Source organism: uncultured Marinobacter sp., from assembly GCF_947259545.1.
Classification (GTDB): domain Bacteria; phylum Pseudomonadota; class Gammaproteobacteria; order Pseudomonadales; family Oleiphilaceae; genus Marinobacter.
The window spans coordinates 425,669-444,060 of sequence record NZ_CAMYMK010000007.1 but is presented as its reverse complement, the minus strand read 5'-3'; the positions used below and the strand labels follow the sequence as shown (position 1 = coordinate 444,060).

The window sequence follows — 18,392 nt, the reverse complement described above, 5'->3', positions numbered from 1 at the left end:
TCGGCACATACACGGAATGAGTTGCGCCATGACCGGGATACCGCATTGTTGCGGGCGGAACTGTTCAGCATCGAGCAGCTGAAGCGTCATGCGGTCATTCTGGCGGACCGTCATCGAATCGACTCGCGTCCGGGTGCGGACAAGCTGCTACCGCGGTTGAAAGACAACGCGCGGGTTCTGATGGCGGCCTACGACGTTGTTACGGCGGTTGCCACGCCGGGACAACGGATCCCGCCTACTGAAGCCTGGCTGCTCGACAACTTCTACCTCATTGAGCAGCAGATCGGTCTGGCACGCCGACATCTTCCGCGCGGTTACAGCCGCCAGCTACCGCGTCTGGCCGAAGGCCCCTCAGCCGGTTTCCCCCGTATTTACGACCTGGCGCTGGAGTTGATCTCGCACATGGACGGCCGGGTCGACAGCGACAATGTGACCCAATTCGTCGCCGCCTACCAGACCGCGGAACCCTTGAAACTGGGTGAACTGTGGGCCTTCCCGATCATGTTGCAGCTGGCGCTGCTGGAGAATCTGCGCCGCGTTGGTGTGCGCATTGCCCAGCGGCGCGAGGAACGCGATGTGGCCATCGCGTGGGCGGACCGTATGCTTTCCGCGGCAGAGAGCGATCCGAAGCAGTTGATCCATTTGTTGTCCGAATTTGCCCACGCCGATGTACCGCTGACGGCTCCGTTTGTAGAAGAGTTTTACGACCGGCTTCAGGCACAGGGGGCGGTCATGGCCTTCGTACAGACCTGGGTCGAGCAGAAACTGCTGGAACAGGGAGTCACCGCGACGAAGTTGTCTGAGGCAGCAGGGCGAACGGACGCGGCCAACCAGATATCCATCGCCAACAGCATCGGCAGTTTGCGTTTCATCAGTGCTATGGACTGGAAGCATTACGTCGAGTCGCTCAGTGGCGTTGAGAAGATCTTGCGCGAAGATCCGTCCGGAATGCACTCCCGCCAGGATTTCGCGACCCGCGATCGCTACCGGCATGTCATTGAAGACCTTGCGCGGGGTAGTGCATGTGGCGAATTGGCGGTGGCTCGCGAAGCCATCGTTCTCGCCCAGGCGGCTGCCGCACAAGGAAGCTCGGACGAACGTAGCGCACATGTCGGTTACTACCTGATTGATCAGGGACGCTCGCGTCTGGAGCGTGCGGTAGGCTGCCGCCTGTCCTGGAAAACCCGCCTGAACCGGAGGTGCCGCCAGATCCGGCTCCCTCTGTATCTCGGCGCTATTGTATCTCTGACGCTGCTCATGATAGCCGGTGTTCTTTCTACGTTTGATGGATTTGCACCGTCTGACTGGCGCTACTGGTTTATTGGGATCACCGGCGTGATTGGCGCCTCTGCACTGACGATCTCGCTGGTAAACCTCATAGTCACGCTGTTCATGCCGCCGCGTGTATTGCCACGACTGGATTTCTCTCAGGGTATTCCCACGGTTCACCGGACCATAGCGGTGGTGCCCACACTGCTGAGCAGTCAGCGGGAAATCGACAAACTGCTCGAAGCCCTGGAGATACGCTATCTCGGTAATCGCGATGCAAATGTGTTCTTTGCCTTGCTGACGGATTTTGCCGATGCTCCCGAAGAAACGCTGCCGGAAGACGACGCCTTGCTCGCCCGGATACGGGAAGGGATTGAAGCTCTCAACGAAACATACCGCGACGATCGCCCCTGTATCTTTTACCTCTTTCACCGGCCAAGGCTTTGGAACCCGGTCGAGCGGGTGTGGATGGGATATGAACGAAAGCGCGGTAAACTCGAGCAGTTCAACGCCCGGCTTCGGGGCGAGGCGCACAACGCGTTCTCGGACATCGTTGGCGATCAGTCCATACTGGATTCCATCCAATACGTGATCACCCTCGATACCGACACGCAGCTTCCGCGAGATGCAGCACGCGCCCTGGTCGGCAATCTGGCGCATCCACTCAACCGGCCAGTATACGATGCCGCGAAGGGGCGAATTGTTGAAGGTTACGCGATTCTGCAACCGCGGGCATCAATCAGCCTGATCAGTGCTGGCCAGTCACGCTTTACCAGGCTGTTCTCTGGTAACTCGGGTCTTGACCCCTATACCCGCGAGGTGTCAGACGTTTACCAGGATGTGTTCGGGGAGGGCTCGTTCATCGGCAAGGGCATTTACGACGTTGATGCCTTTCGTCAGGCCGTCGATGGTCGTTTCCCGGATAATCTCATACTCAGTCACGACTTGCTGGAAAGCGGCTACGCGCGTTCGGCCCTGGTGACCGACGTCGACCTTATCGAAGAGCAACCGGCCAGTGTCGCCATCGAGTCCAGCCGTCGTCACCGCTGGATACGAGGGGATTGGCAGCTTGCTGGCTGGCTCATGCCGCGGGTGCCAGGGCCGCCCGGAGAGAACGGCGCCAAGTCCAGCCGGCAGGCGAACCCGCTGTCGGCTTTGTCGCTGTGGAAGATTTTTGACAACCTGAGACGCAGTCTCGTGGCGCCAGCGCTACTGATGCTGCTGGTGGTAGGGTGGTTCTTTGGCCCAGGGCCCATGTGGTCATGGACCCTGTTTGTATTAGCGGTGGTGTTCCTGCCTGCACTGCTTTCCACCCTGATCGAGCTGGTTCGCAAGCCTGCAGATCTAGATTGGATGGTCCATCTGAACCTGGCCGGACAATCGGCGGGCCGACCGATCGCGCTGGCAGTTCTGGCTCTGGCTTTTCTGCCCTATGACACCCGGATCTGCCTGGGAGCGATCTGGCGGTCAGGTGCGAGGCTTCCGTTCACAAGGCGCGGTTTGTTGCTGTGGCAGTTGCCGGGCTATGCACGGCGCAACGCAAGCCGGTCACTCGCTGATTTTTTCCGGGAAATGTGGATCGCACCGGTCCTTTCGGTTGGGTTGGGCGTCGCGCTGGTCCTGTCCGGGAGCACATTGGCGACGTGGTTAGCCACGGGCCCCATTCTTCTATTGTGGCTGGTGTCACCGGTCATCGGCTGGTGGATCAGCCGACCGCTGGTAACTCCCAGGCCCCACCTCAGCCTGCAGCAACAAGCCTTCCTTCGAGCAGCGGCCCGCCGCACCTGGCGCTACTTCGCCGATTTCGTCGGACCGGAAGACAATTGGCTGCCGCCCGATAATTTCCAGGCTTATCCTGCGCCTGCCATTGCTTCGCGCACCTCGCCTACCAACATTGGCATGTCGTTGCTGGCGGATCTGGCAGCGGTCGATTTCGGTTATCTCACGGTAGGGGAGTGCCTGCACCGTATTGGCAACACCCTTACCGCAATGGAAAAACTTGAACGTTACCGCGGCCACTTATTCAACTGGTATGACACCCGAACGCTGCATCCCCTTCATCCGAAATACGTCTCGTCAGTGGACAGCGGCAACCTGGCCGGAAGTCTGCTCACTCTGCAGGAGGGACTGGCCGAGCTGAAAAACCAGCCGATTCTGGCTTCGAACGCGCTGCAAGGATTGCAGGACACTGTGGAGGTGTTATCCGAACATCTGTCCGCCTCACCAGCCACAGAGCTGGCAGAGAACGTCCGGGTATTGCAGGACACCCTGCGGGCCCTCACGCTGGCAGGCCCGCCTCAGACGCTGGCTGCTGTTGTTAACGTTCTGGACCAGATTGCTAGCACTGGTGGCGAACTCTTTGCGATGCTCCCGGCGGATGCAGATATGGATGGCGAACTGGTCTACTGGACGAAGGCATTCGACGAGCAATTCGGTGCGCTTCGTGATGAAGTGGGATTTCTGGTGCCGGAGTCGTGGCAGGGCACTGCGATCCCCTCCCGGATGGAGCTGGCCGGCTCCGATGGTACCGGTGCGCAGTCACAGCTCGATCTCATCGATGATCTGGTGGATCGTTGCCGGGAACTGGCAGAGATGGATTTCAGCTTTCTCTACGATGCCAGTAGTGGTCTTTTGACCATCGGCTACGACGTCAGCGAACGGCGTCGCGATCCTGCCTGCTATGACCTCCTGGCATCAGAAGCACGCCTGGCCAGTTTTCTGTTGATTGCACAGGGGCAGGTGCCCCAGAAGCACTGGTTTGCGCTAGGGCGCTCGCTGACCAGTCATGGTGGCGATGTCAGTCTGATTTCGTGGAGTGGCTCGATGTTCGAGTACCTGATGCCGCAGCTGATTATGCCGAGCTACCCGAATACTCTGCTGGAACAGACCTGCAAGGCAGCTGTGTCACGGCAGATTGAGTATGGTCGCCAACGGGCTGTGCCCTGGGGGATTTCCGAATCCTGCTACAATGCCACTGACTTTGATCAGGTGTACCAATACCGGGCATTCGGTGTTCCCGGGCTGGGATTCAAGCGTGGGTTGGGAGATGACCTGGTGATCGCACCCTACGCCAGTGCGCTGGCGCTGACGGTGTTGCCGCGGGAAGCCTGCCGCAATCTGCAGGCGCTGGCTGAGCAGGGGTTCCTCGGTGGCTATGGCTTTTACGAGGCCATCGATTTCACCCCGACCCGTGTGCCGCGGGGCAAACCGCACGCCATCGTGCAGAGTTTCATGGCACACCACCAGGGCATGAGCCTGCTGGCTTTTGCCCATGTCCTGATGGACCAGCCGATGCAGCGCCGCTTTATGTCTGACCCCCTTTCCAGGGCGACGGAATTGCTGTTGCAGGAACGAGTGCCGAAAAGGGGCGACACTTTACACCCCCACGCGGCTGAGGTGAGTGCTGCCGCACGGCCACCCAGTGCCGACACCGGCGACATCATGCGGGTGTTCACGGACCCCGATACCCGAATCCCCGAAGTTCATCTGTTGTCGAACGGTCGCTATCACGTTATGGCGACCCATGCGGGCGGAAGCACCAGTCGGTGGCTTGATCTTGCCATCACCCGTTGGCGCGAGGACGCTACTTGTGACAGCTGGGGAACCTTCATTTACCTGCGCGACCGTGATAACGGAGAATACTGGTCCACTGCGTACCAGCCGACCCTGCGCCCGGCCGATTACTACGAAGCGATTTTTGTACAGGGACGTGCAGAGTACCGGCGCGGCGACCAATCAATCGAGGCGCACACCGAGATCAGCGTCTCGCCGGAAGACGACGTCGAAATCCGTCGTGTTACTCTAACCAACCAGTCGCCACGCGCCCGCAACATTGAAGTAACGAGCTTCGCGGAAGTCGTGCTGGCTCCGTTGAGCGCCGATCTTGCCCATCGTTCGTTCAGCAATCTGTTTGTGCAAACTGAAATCCTGCCCGGGCAACAGGCCATCCTGTGTACCCGACGCCCCCGCACCCCGGGTGAGCAGGTACCCTGGATGTTTCACCTGTTGGCTGCACCGGGTTCGGTGGCAAACAAGGCGTCCTATGAGACCGACCGGGCCCGGTTCATTGGGCGTGGTCGCACGGCGGCCAACCCGGTGGTGCTGGATAATGGAGAGCGCCCCTCGTCCTTGTCCAACACGCAGGGCGCCGTGCTTGACCCCTGCGTGGCGATCCGCAGCACGCTGACCTTGCCGGCCGATGAGTCGGCGAGCGTGCAGATTATTACCGGTGTAGCCGACACGCGCGAGGCAGCACTGGCCTTGATCGAGAAATACTGCGACCGCCACTTTGTCGAACGCGCATTCGAGATGGCCTGGTTCCAGAGTCAGGAAGTGCTGCGCCACCTAAACGCAACCGAAGCCGATGCCCAGATCTTTGGCCGCCTGGCCAACTCTGTCATATACGGAAATGGTCTGAGGCGCGCTTCTCCTGGCATTATCGCCCGTAATCAGCTGGGGCAGTCCGGATTGTGGCGATTTGCCATCTCAGGTGATCTGCCAATCGTATTGCTCCTCATCGGGGACGTTAATCGCATCGATCTGGTCAAACAGGTAGTACAGGCGCATGCCTATTGGCGTATGAAGGGCCTGGCTGCTGACCTGGTGATCGTCAACGAGGGCTTCTCAGGTTACAGGGCAGTGCTGCAGGATTTGATCATGGGCATCGTTAACGCAGGGCCCGAAGCACAAGTGATTGATAAGCCGGGAGGGATCTTCGTTCGGCGCACAGAAGAGCTGTCCGAGGATGAGCGTGTTCTGCTGCAGACCGTTTCCCGAATCGTCTTCAGCGACACCGCCGAGACCCTGATTGAGCAGGTGGAACGCCGCGTGTCGCCGGAACGTGCATCAGACTTGTTGGCACCATCGCTGAAGCCGGTCGCTCAACAGGTTTACCCCCTTGAGCCGCGCCAGCGTATTTTCTGTAATGGCCTGGGTGGCTTCACGCCCGACGGCCACGAATACGTTGTCACCCTTGAACCGGGTCAGACTACGCCGATGCCATGGGCGAACGTAATTGCCAGCCCCTACATCGGCACCGCCGTCAGCGAAAGCGGCAGTGCCTATACCTGGGTAGAAAACGCCCACGAATTTCGCCTCACGCCCTGGCACAACGATCCACTCTCGGACAGCTGCGGTGAAGCACTCTATATCCGCGACGAACAAACCGGTGCGTTCTGGTCACCGACGCCGTTGCCCGCCGGTGGCCGCTCCGGCTACGTATGCCGGCACGGTTTTGGTTACAGCGTATTCGAGCACCTTGAAGCCGATATCGAGTCGAAACTATTCACCTATGTCGCCATGGACGCGCCGGTCAAGTTTCTGGTGGTCAAACTGCACAACCACTCACCGAGAGCCCGCAGCCTGTCGCTCACGGGGTACTGGGAGCTGGTGCTCGGCGAGTGGCGGCACGCCAATATGATGCACATCGTCACCGAAACCGATCTTCACACGGGGGCACTGCTCGCCCGCAATGCTTACGGTCGCGAATGTGGCAATCGGGTGGTGTTTGCTCATACCAGCGAGCGCGATCGTTCAATGAGCGGAAACCGCACCGAGTTTATTGGTCGTAACGGCGCGCTTGCCAATCCTGCAGCGATGCGCCGAAACCGCCTGTCAGGCACGATCGGGGCCGGCCTTGATCCGTGCGCCGCCCTCCAGACCCGGGTCGAACTCGACGCCGGCGAGGAACGGGAGGTTGTGTTCATCTTCGGGGCAGCCGGCAACGCTGATGAGGCTCGGCAACTCATCCAGCAATTTGGCGGGCAGGGGGGCGCGCGGCAGGCGCTGGAAGCGGTATGGGAATACTGGAACCGTACCCTTGGCGCGGTCAACGTCGACACGCCGGATGTGGCTCTGAACGTGCTGGCCAACGGCTGGCTGGTTTACCAGACCCTGTCATGCAGGCTGTGGGCGCGCAGCGGCTACTACCAGTCAGGCGGCGCCTACGGCTTCCGAGACCAGCTTCAGGATACTATGGCGCTGATCCATGCAACGCCATGGCTCGCCCGTGAGCAGTTGATCCGCCATGCCGGTCGCCAGTTCCTTAAGGGAGACGTCCAGCATTGGTGGCATCCACCCAATGGGCAGGGCGTACGCACGACATTTTCCGATGATTATCTATGGCTGCCGTATGCCACATGCCGCTATGTGCGGGCGACCGGGGACACCGGCGTGCTCGACGAGCCCATTCATTTTCTGGAAGGGCGTGAACTGAGTGCGGGAGAAGAGGCCTACTACGATCAGCCGCAACGTTCGCCGGAAGCCGCCAGCCTGTATGAGCACTGCGTGCGCGCTCTGAAATACGGCCTGAAGTTTGGCGCTCACCATTTGCCGTTGATGGGCTGCGGCGACTGGAATGACGGCATGAATCTGGTTGGCAAGGACGGTCGTGGAGAGAGTGTATGGCTGGCCTGGTTCCTGGTCGAAAATCTCAACCTGTTCGGTAATCTGGCTCGCGAACGCAATGATCAGGCATTTGCTGATTTGTGCCGCGCCCAGGCGGCAAAACTGCAAAGTAATATCGAGGCACAGGCATGGGATGGCGAGTGGTACTGCCGCGCCTGGTTCGACGATGGCACACCGTTGGGCTCAAGCAGAAACGACGAATGCCAGATTGATTCGATCAGCCAAAGCTGGTCAGTCATCTCGAAAGCCGGTAACCCGCTGCGGGCCCGTGAGGCCATGAAGTCGGTGGATCAGCGCCTGGTTCGGCGCGAAAAGCAGATTATCCAGTTGCTCGACCCACCTTTTGATACATCAGATCTGGAACCCGGCTACATCAAGGGTTATATCCCCGGCGTGCGAGAGAACGGCGGCCAATACACCCATGCCGCAATATGGACCACGATGGCCTTTGCCATGCTCGGTGATACCGAACGTGCCTGGGAGTTTTACGGCATGCTCAACCCTGTTAACCATGGCAGCACGCCTGACTCCATCGAGCGCTATAAAGTCGAGCCCTACGTTATGTGCGCGGACATCTATGGCGTGGCACCACATATCGGACGCGGCGGCTGGACCTGGTATACAGGGGCCGCGGGCTGGATGTACCGGCTGACAGTGGAAACCCTGCTCGGACTGCAGCTGGAAGTAGACCACCTGCGCATTTCGCCCTGTGTCCCCACCGACTGGGAAAGCTACAAGATTCACTACCGTTTTCGCGACACTGTCTATCACATCACTGTCAGGAACCTGGGTGAATCATCAGGGCAGGGAAGCCGCGTGACTGTGGATGGGAATGAGTGTCCCGACACGCTCATTCCATTGGTCGACGACCGCCAGGAGCATTTTGTGGAGGTTGAACTGGGCCCGATACACCACACCACATCGGTCTAGGCTCGTCGGGCCGCGAAAGACAGTGAGCATGAAGGATCACTTTGATCTACTGTATCCTTATACTCACGACCTTCGACCAAGGGATAGTCAGACATGAACCGAACACAGTTTCTCCAGGATTTGATCAAGCAGCTCTCGCCGAAACTGGACTCGACGACCTATGTCTACTGCACAGTGCCAAAGGCAAAATACGGCGAATTGGAACACCTGAAGCCCATCGTCAGCATTGCCGAACTGGAAGGCCTTACTCTGGTTATTCCTCTTGAGGAGGCCAAAGCCGAAGGCCTGGACTACTACAGAATTTTCCGTCGCATAACCCTTGAGGGCCACTCCAGTCTTGAGGCTCTGGGTCTAACATCCGTGGTAACGAGCCTGCTGGCCGAGCGGGGCATTACCACCAATGTCATCGCAGGGTTTTATCACGACCACATGTTCGTACCCAGCGATCGAACCGATGAGGCGATGGCGGCACTGAAGGAGCTGGCCAGCAAACCTAACGGCTAACGGTGGTCGTCTATCCTTGTTGGGGAACAGGCGCAGAACCGACCCGACACAAGTTTGCGCTAAGTTTCTGTGCCGCGTAATTGGCCAACCCTGACCTGCCGCTAACTTGCTAAGTTTGGGGTCACTAATACGCCCTTTGTCCACAGATACATATATCTAGGCTACAAGCATTTATCAAATGATGAAGTCAGTAGCCTACGGTTGAACTGACTGTCCCCAACGTTTGCCGACGGTACATTGGCTGCGGCAAGCAGGCCGGCTCGGTATTCTACTGCCGTGCATTCACAGAAGTCCTTTTTAGATGACTTGTTACCTGTCTGCTGTTTAAGAATAAGGTCGGCGGAACTTATGCAACTCTCATAGGCATAATTGTAGGTTTTCCTGGGATCAACACACTGTGCCAATGCTGCATTATAGTCGTTGTATTCTTGGTTATTCGGCTTACCGGAATGTATATTCTTGTATTCTTGCTCTATACAGTCACAGTCAAATCTTCTAGAAGTAGAGGATCCATACCGACATTGATCAATCATCTCCATTATGTGTCGCGATATTAAAGTGGGTGATTCGGAAGTTTCGTTGCTATTTTCGAATGCGAAGCATTCTTGCAATTGCTGAGTACAGATGTTGTCCCAATTTACAGCTTGGTTTATGTTAATCTCTCCTTTCTTTTGTTTTTCAAGAGTTGTACCACGGCAATTCGAATGAAGTTCAATGCATGATTTTCCTGAAGTAGGGCGGTCAAACACGAGTTCTGGCGGGAAACCCTTGGTACTAATTCTAGCTCGTTCGTTTTGTGGATTGGTTCGAGTTCCTTCTTCCGCACTCTTTACGCGTTGTGTCGCCTGGGATGTTGACGAGAGTCTGCTTGATGCTTGCTGGCTTTCTTGGCTCAGCTCGCCTAACAACCTAGCTGTGACATTTCCATGAACAGGTAACCCTTTATCCGCCTGAAAAGCGCGGATCCCGCTTTCAGTGTTTCGGCCATAGACACCATCGGCACGCCCTACATTGTATCCAAGCTGATTGAGCATCCTCTGGGCGGTTAATACATGACTGGGGCTATTGTTATAATCGTTTGCAGGCAAGGAGCCATTTTCTGGGTTAACGGAGGGTGGTTTGATTTTGCCCGATTCCTCCGCTTTGTATTCTGGGTTCGGCTTTGGATCTGGTTCTGTATCTCGGTTCTTGCCAAGCTGTGATAGGTCCTCAGCTGTTTGCCGCAACTGATCTGCGGATTCCGCAAGGTCATCGAAAAGGCCGGCATTCGCAGAAGTCATGCCGAGTGACAGCAAAGCGATAACGAAGGCGGTAGAAACACACCTGATCAATGAATTCATCATGGCCATTCCTCCATTGAATAGCTTCTATCTCTTTTAATCCGAAAATCGCTAATGTGAATTTCCTATCCAATCGGCAGTAAATCCAGGCGAAAAGCCACTATGGCAGCAACTGCAAGGCCTATGCAGCCCATGATCGTATATCTAAGTCCCCGTACAAATTTGGGGTACCGTTTAAGGATTGTTACCAGAAGCAAGGGGATGGGCAGTACGATAAGGACATGTGCCCACCAGGGCATCTCAGGTAGATATAGGTAATCAAGGTAGGCAATCCCCGCCAGGCTCCCGAGAAAAAGTAGCCCGGAAAAACTTTGGTCGTTTGTAATTGCCTGCATTTGCGACTGTTCTTTCCTGAGCGCTTTGCGTTCCGCTCTGGTCAGCTTTATGGCTGATTTATCGGTGTTTCGGTCAGTGACGGTTGATGGCGCGGGAGAGAAATTAGATTTATAGTGCTGAGCGCCCAGGCTGCTATGAGTGTTATAGCCAACCCCAAACGCTTGACCTGTCAGGTAATCGTTCAGCTTTTGCTGCTCACTGTCGTCATAAGGCATCGCATGCCCTCCTCAACAGTATTTTTCCAATTTTTCTCCACAAAATTATGTGCCTTGATGGACGATTGCTCAACGAATTGCTAGACGGATTTCAGCTTAAAAAAGTATAGATAGAAGGTGTGGCAATTTTAACGACATAGGCTGATGAATCGGAAATTTTGAGAGCTTCATTTCCCTCTATCAAAAGTTGTTGATGCACACTGGCTGTCTATAATTTTTCTTATCGATGCATGTTTTCACGTTTTACAATTAATTCGTCAATGAGCATGCTCCACCGCCATTGGCAATGCCCTGAAGCTGAATGGGGGTTGTGATGAAACGTTTGGTGGTTATCTGGTTGATGCTTTGCACCTTCGACATATACGCCAGTGAATCTCTAACAGGCGTATGGTCGGGGTACTACCGGTGCAGCAATACACCGATTCGCCTGGATCTCGTTTTGGATCATCAAGATGCCCAGCTTCAAGGCCTATTCATGTTCTACCTGAGTAGCGGAGATACACCCAGCGGAGCCTATACTTTATCGGGTCAGATCGATGAAGATGCAGGTACGTTGGTCCTGGAACCAGGGGAATGGCAAAAACGTCCCATCGGCTTTACTGCTGTCGGCCTCAGCGGTCAGCATGAGGGCAATCAGATCACAGGTACGATCTCCTTCAATCAATGTGGCAATTTCCAGGTTACGAAGGATCTTGAGCGTACTGAGGGATTGCTGGCACAGAGCCAGCGCTCAAAGCAGCTTTGGAAAGAGGCGCCGAATGCGTTGGCAGACGCCGAGAATGAAGCGCATCGGTGCATAGCAATTGCCAAATGGGCCTCACGACTTAAAGCGGAATACCCTGACCTGGACTTGAAACATACGCCACTCAACCAGATTTTTTCAAAAGCAGGACCGCTATTTTCCGATGCCGACTTCAAACCGGTCTGGGGAAAGTCGTTCGCAGAGTACAGTAAGGACGAACGCAAACGGATTTACTACGATATTTTGGATCCTTGCTTAAAGCGCCGGGATCTGAGCGGTTATTTCGAGGGGTACGACCACATCGTCACCCGCCCGTTTATAATGGAACGTGGTGAGTTTTCCCATTCAGAAGTCGTTCTGAGAGCCCACATTACTTCTCAGCAACGGCAGTGGTTGCACGATCACTCGTCAGATCTGAAACAGTTGCCCGCAAATGAAGCTGGTTATGCTTCATGGGAAGAAATACGTGCGGCTTCAGATGAACAACTTGCGGATCTATGGCCCAGTGAGCGAGATGAGTTTGAGCAAAGCCTGAATAACGCACTAGTCCGCCTTGCTCCGGAAGTACTCAATGGCCGTATAACTCGTGCTGTCGCGGAGGCTACAGATTTTGCGGCAATATCACGCCTCCGCAAACTACTGGAAGAGAATAAATTACTTTTTGATTCGGTAACTCATGACCAGTTGGTCCAACATAGAAACATCATCGCCCGGCGACAGGAGCAACTGCTTGGTTCCGAAGTTTCCAGTGATCTCGAGGCACTATCCGGCATTTCGCCGGATCTGGAAGGGTTGGCTCAATCAACCGAGTGGTTTCGGGCTTTTCAAAGTAAATATAGGGGCCTGGATGGAGCTAGCATTTCTCAAGCCAAGCAAAAATTTCGTTTGCAACGCAGGTTTCTCCTGAAGAGCACAGAATCCCAGCTGATTCAAAACGTTCAAGAAGTAGATAACGTTGGAAGACTGGATCAGCTAGTGGCTACTTATATTGGCTTGCCACGTGACCGAAGCGAATCGACCCTTGGAACCGTTTGGAGCAGCATTGACCAACGTCGGCAGCAACTTTTGAGCAAACAACAGAAAGCGGCATTAAACAGCACTTACTGTGAACGTTTCAGAGGACACGAAAAAGCCACCGACGAGCCTTCGGATCGCGATGTGTGCGTTGCCTTGGCAACGACAATTGATCAAATGAACGCTGGTTATAAAGAGTTGGGTCGTAAATGCCGCGCCAGAGAGTTCGGGAATAACCCAATTCTAGCCACGCAGTGCATGAGCCTATGTGTAGCTTCCCAAGGTCGATGCAATTTGTCCTTCAAGATGACCCATTTCGAAAACCTCGACTGCGCTGCTGCGCAAGAAGGCCAGCCTGGTTGGATATGTGATTATTATGTGAAGTTCTCTGGCAGTGATGCCCTGATGGAAGAAGTACTATCTATTATTGCCCCGAATGGCGGTTTGGGGCAGGGCCGTTTTATTGATGCGCAAGATCATTGGATACACGTTCACTGACTTTAAACAAGCCTAACTGGTGTAGCCGGTTTCAGTGCTGTCATAGGAAGCGTAAAGTGGACTGAGTTACGGCATGCGCACTCACACTGCTGCCCATAATCAAACCAACGTATGAGGAGTCCCAATGATAGAGCGACGTCACCGGGAAACGCCCACAACGGTCGCGACCCTCGACGATCTCGCACCTTTGGCAGACTATTCATTCATGGACACGCTCAACTGCGATCCTGAGGGGAAAGCAAACGGAGCTGACTACGCGCCAAGACAAGTCTTCTCGGGCCACTATGTTCCGGTCAAACCCACGCCAATCGAAAACCCAGAATACGTCGCGCATGGGAAGAATCTGTTTCACGAACTGGGTTTCGACGACAGCATGGCCCAGTCCAGTGACTTTCTCCGCATGTTCTCCGGCGACTTATCCCGGGTTCCGGAGCCTCTGCGCAACGTCGGGTGGGCGTGTGGCTACGCACTCTCTATCTACGGCACCGAATTCTACCAGCAGTGCCCGTTCCAGACCGGCAATGGCTACGGCGACGGTCGTGCGATTTCCGTGCTTGAGGCCGTCATCAACGGACAACGCTGGGAAATGCAGTTGAAAGGGGCAGGGCGAACACCCTACTGCCGCGGCGCGGACGGCCGTGCTGTTTTGCGGTCCAGTGTTCGGGAGTTCCTGGCCCAGGAGCACATGCATGCGCTCGGTGTGCCCACATCAAGGTCTCTGAGTCTGTACGTGTCGAAAACCGAGAAAGTCAGACGTCCATGGTATTCGGAGGGCTCTCGCTCAATAGAACCCGATATTCTAATATCCGAGCCTGTTGCCATCTCTACGCGGGTTGCGCCGTCGTTCATTCGGGTAGGGCAGCTCGAGCTCTTTAGTCGTCGTGCCCGCAAGCAGGAACACCCGCAGGCGATGGAGGAACTCGAGAAGATCGTCTTGCACCTGATCGATCGTGAGTACGGTGACGTTATCGACCAATCACTGGCCACCACCGAAAAAGTGGTGTTACTTGCACGTGAGTTCCGCAGCCGACTGACGTCGCTCGTGGCGAACTGGATCCGTGTTGGCTACTGCCAGGGTAATTTCAACAGCGACAACTGTGCGGCGGGCGGCTTCACGCTCGATTATGGCCCCTTTGGATTCTGCGATGTGTTTGATCCACAGTTCCAACCATGGACGGGTGGCGGGCATCACTTTGCGTTTCTCAACCAACCGGCAGCGGCCGAACGTAACTTCCACTCGTTTTGTTCGGCGGTTCAGCCGTTGCTGGCAGGGCATCCAGACTGTCTGCGACAGCTTGCGGAGATTCAGAATGATTTTCCGAAGGTGATGCAAGAGCAACTGGAGAAGATGTGGGCGGCCAAGCTTGGATTGGACACTTTTGACACGGTTTTGTTCCGCGAGCTCGCAACGCTGATGATGCAAACGCCTGTTGATTACACCATATTCTTCCGGGAACTCTCGTCGTTGCCGAATGACATTGAGCCCCTCAAGAAGAGCTTCTACAGGGGCCCGACTTACGCTGCAGACCCCGAAGAGATAGACAAGCGCTGGTCAGCGTGGCTCACAAAATGGCAATCGCTCACTCAATCTCGCGCTCCTGAGGAGCTTTCGAGTCAGATGAAGCTGGTCAGTCCAAAGTACAGTTTGCGGGAGTGGTTCGTTGTGCCTGCTTATCAGAAAGCGGCAGAGGGTAACTACGCTTTGCTACGAGAACTGCAGAACGTGATAACGCAGCCATACGCCGAGCAGTCGGAGGACGTAGAGAGGAAATACTACAGGCTGAAGCCGCCGGAGCTCTTTGAGGTTGGTGGGGCGTCGCATTATAGTTGCTCGTCGTGATGGGCTGGATGACCACACAAAGTGCTAAACAAACTTAGAGGAAATTCTAGAATAGGGCGCTCGTTTTATTTTCCACACAAAATACCGGGGGCAGGTCAGGCCGAAACTGTGGCAGTCGATTATTCGGTTATCGGCTGCGACAGAACCCACAGGCTGAGCACCGTCAGCCCGACCATAGCAATTGTCATCGGGACCTGCGATATCGCAGCGCGCCGTGCGTCTCTGAAGAGTTGGAGTGCGCGCCGGTGGGCAATTAGAACCGAGAGTGCGTGCCCTATGATTAACGCCGTGAAGGCGATCCACCAGATTTGCTCGGCCCCAATGATGCTGATTTCGATGGACCAGTTCCGCGTACCGAAGAGGTCCCATCCCAAGCCAAACGGGTCGGACGCAGCGGGGAAGAACAGCTGTCCGGCGATCAGTAGGTATGAGATGTAGTGCGACAGATGGTAGGCGACTGCAATGGGCAGAAGCGTGCCGACGAAGCCCCGCTGGAGCTGACCGATCGTGAGCCCGCCGTCGGTTAGCACCCGCATCAACACGATCAGAAGCCAGTAGACCCCGTAGAAGCTCGCAATAGTAGCAAAGAGGCCGACGGTTCGGACCACTTTGATTAGGTCCGCGCCCTGATCGCGCAGCCAGAGCAGCGCCGGGCGCAGGGATTGCGACTCGCTTACGAAGTCCAGCACTGCGACCCAGGCGGGCGTCTCGGACAGGCCATCGAAGAGCACTATCCCGATGAGACCGGTGACGAGCGCCACCTCGCCGCGAATCGGCTCAGACCTCTCCAGCAAACCGTCGCCCGGCGGACGCACGCGCAGGACTGTGCGGCGGGCCACCGAGAGAGGCGCAACCCGACCGAGCATCGCGAAAATGCGGCTAAGAGGATCTGCTACACGAAACCACTCTTGCCCCCAGGCAAGCCCGCCGAGGAGCGCCACCACGAGGTAGGTGATCACCAGCACGCCCACCGCGCCCGGATCTTCCGACCAGTCCGAAACCAGCTCAATCCAGGCGATTGCCAGCAGCCCAGCCGGCGCAAGCAAGCCGGCAGCCGACGGCAGAGTATCCCCAGTGCCCGTCCAAGGCCGTCCGGCCGCCGATGCCAGGAGCGCCGAAAGCCGCCGGAACGGGTCGATCTGCGGCCAGAGGCAGACCACCAGGGCCGAAAAAAGCAGAAAACCTACCCACCAGATCACCCAGACCCAGACCGTGGCGAGATTGCGCACAGCCTCCTGTGGCCCAGAGAATGCGGCACCGAGCAGTATTGCCAAGCCGAGTACGCCGACAATGCCCAGTATGGTTGAAAGCACCCGTCCGGCTTTGGCGGGAATCGTGATATCCAGATGCACCGTGCGCAAGTGCCTAGCGCGGAGGAAGATCAGCGCTCCCGCAAACGAAGCCGCGACCGCCATCCCCGCTGCGGCAAGATACAGCTCGAGCGGCAGCGGCAGGTCGTAGCGCGCGCCAAAGGCATGAGCCTGAGCCCGCGCCCCTACCAGAACCAACAGCACTACGATCGTAGCGCGCCAGTGCATCCTGCACCCCGTGCGTCTCCTAGTGGCCTGCCAAGTGGTTCCACTCCGGCAGGAGGGTGAGCGAGTTCGGATTGAACCCGGCATTCTTTAGAGTATCCATTGAAGCGATCACCTCGCCGCTTTCGAGATCCACCACCGAAACTGAGCCGTCGCTCATGTCCGGCAAGTTGATGAACGAGTTTTGGACGAACCCGTACTTAAAATCGGGCGTGAATCCGACGTGGTGAGCGCCGTCCGCTGTGGCAACCTGCTTCAGGAGCTTAGGCTTCGTCGGGCCTTCCGAGATATCGAAAATATGCAGATGACCCGGTTTCATCGCCGTCGTGACATACATGCGATCAGGGTTTTGGTCGCTGTTGAAGTAGATCTCCAACGGCACGCTGGCACCCTGCTTGGCGAAGTCGAAGATCGTCTCGCGATCAAACTCCTGCGCGTCCGCATCCCAGACCAGCGCCTCGAGCGTATGTCCGAACATATTGGTCACGATCGCTGTCGCCGGCTCTGCGCCGGGCACGAAGAACACCTCGACGGGCGCGACCTTGGAAGGTGACTCGGCATCCGACATCTTAATCTTGCCAAGCGACTGGAGATCGGAGGCACGTACCACCGAGACGAACTCATCAGGGCTGGTCAGATCTGGCGTGATGGTTGAGGTCACCAGTATGCGGTCGATCGCGCTATTGACGGCCAGGCCATGCGGGTAGGTGCCCGGCAGAACGATTTCACCCACCACCTCGTCGGTCGCGACGTCACCGACGATCACTTTGCCGGACCCCATGCAGGTCAGGTACCAGCGCTCGTTCGCTTCATCCAGGATGAGGTCCTCTGCCACCTTGCAGGGCGGCGTCTCGATCGTGGAGAGACGGTAGGGATTCTTCGTAAGATCGAGCACCTGAAGCGGTGGCTCCTGCAAGCCGGTGATATATGCCTTGCTCATTGTCCGGTCGTAGAAGATGTGGTGCGCGACCGTCGCGGGGTCGATCGGGATATCCGAAATGATACGCCCGAAGTCCGGGCTCTCCGGATCGACGTCGATGATGGCCAGACCCTCTCTTCGCGGCACATCACCCGACAACTTGAGACTTTTGAGTTGACCTTCCGGCTTACTCTCGTAGTTCATGATGGCCAGGATCTCTGCGGTGGCCGGGCCAGCCGCGATGCCTATCCCTACAGCAACAGCGGTAAAGAAAACTGTGCTTTTCATGATAACACCCTCCCAAGGGCGCGACCGTCCCCAGGACAACCCCAGGGAGGCTCTTGACGAGCTATAGCACCTCGGTCCTGAAAACAAAACAAGTATTTTCGTTATTTTACGGCCACGAAAAAAGAAGGGATCTGCACACCGAAAATTTGGGCCTGGGTTTGGGCTGAGAGCCTCGTGCCCGAGAGAATTGGTTGCTTGGTGCAGACCAGGAACGACCGGGTGCGAAGGGGTTCTACGCTGTTTCCACGGATGGTTTTGACCTGGCCTATGATTAGAGCATAGGAGGAATTGTCATGAGCAGCCAACGTTACCCCCCGGAATTCAAAGATGAAGCAGTCCGACAAGTGCTGGAGCGAGGCTATACCGTCGCCGAAGTTTCGCAACGACTGGGAGTCTCATGGATATAGAAAGGTGGGCGACGAATTTAGTACTTCCTGTGGCTATTCTTTAGCACTTTCTGTGGTCGTCCACATCAAGGCATCGGACAGCGCCGTGATTCTTCCACAACTGCGCATAATGTATATTATGTTAAATACGATATATGATGCGTGCAGCTG

Annotated in this window: 8 protein-coding genes and 1 pseudogene; 5 read left to right on the top strand and 4 right to left on the bottom strand. The window is 56.3% G+C overall.

Going from position 1 to position 18,392, the window contains the following annotated elements:
* Positions 1-21: 21 nt before the first annotated feature.
* Entirely contained in the window at positions 22-8,604 is an 8,583-nt protein-coding gene (locus Q0Y21_RS09780; protein WP_297794423.1) for a glucoamylase family protein, read from the top strand.
* Between the two features lie 93 nt (positions 8,605-8,697).
* Positions 8,698-9,108 carry an ACT domain-containing protein gene (locus tag Q0Y21_RS09775; protein ID WP_297794420.1) on the top strand — a complete coding sequence of 137 codons (411 nt, stop codon included), beginning with the start codon at positions 8,698-8,700 and terminating at the stop codon, positions 9,106-9,108.
* Between the two features lie 161 nt (positions 9,109-9,269).
* Here Q0Y21_RS09775 and Q0Y21_RS09770 read toward each other — a convergent pair whose 3' ends face one another.
* On the bottom strand, positions 9,270-10,451 hold the full coding sequence (locus Q0Y21_RS09770; protein ID WP_297794418.1) for a peptidoglycan-binding protein: 1,182 nt from the start codon (positions 10,449-10,451) through the stop codon (positions 9,270-9,272).
* Positions 10,452-10,513: 62 nt separating this feature from the next.
* Complete coding sequence (locus Q0Y21_RS09765; protein ID WP_297794415.1) at positions 10,514-10,999, bottom strand: hypothetical protein; 486 nt, start codon at positions 10,997-10,999, stop codon at positions 10,514-10,516.
* Between the two features lie 313 nt (positions 11,000-11,312).
* On the opposite strand from Q0Y21_RS09765, the gene Q0Y21_RS09760 reads away from it, so the two are divergent.
* The gene (locus Q0Y21_RS09760) at positions 11,313-13,253 is read left to right on the top strand and encodes a hypothetical protein (protein ID WP_297794412.1); all 1,941 of its coding nucleotides are present in this window, start codon (positions 11,313-11,315) and stop codon (positions 13,251-13,253) included.
* 124 nt (positions 13,254-13,377) lie between these two features.
* A complete protein-coding gene (locus tag Q0Y21_RS09755; RefSeq protein WP_297794409.1) occupies positions 13,378-15,093 on the top strand; it encodes a protein adenylyltransferase SelO family protein in 1,716 nt (571 codons plus the stop codon).
* A 119-nt stretch (positions 15,094-15,212) separates the two neighbouring features.
* Here the strand turns inward: Q0Y21_RS09755 and Q0Y21_RS09750 are convergent, their stop codons facing one another.
* On the bottom strand, positions 15,213-16,631 hold the full coding sequence (locus Q0Y21_RS09750; RefSeq protein ID WP_297794405.1) for a hypothetical protein: 1,419 nt from the start codon (positions 16,629-16,631) through the stop codon (positions 15,213-15,215).
* Positions 16,632-16,650: 19 nt separating this feature from the next.
* Entirely contained in the window at positions 16,651-17,835 is a 1,185-nt protein-coding gene (locus tag Q0Y21_RS09745) for a hypothetical protein (RefSeq protein WP_297794403.1), read from the bottom strand.
* A 293-nt stretch (positions 17,836-18,128) separates the two neighbouring features.
* Here Q0Y21_RS09745 and Q0Y21_RS09740 point away from each other — a divergent pair.
* Positions 18,129-18,233, top strand: a pseudogene (locus Q0Y21_RS09740) (transposase); the annotation flags it as partial.
* Positions 18,234-18,392 lie beyond the last annotated feature (159 nt).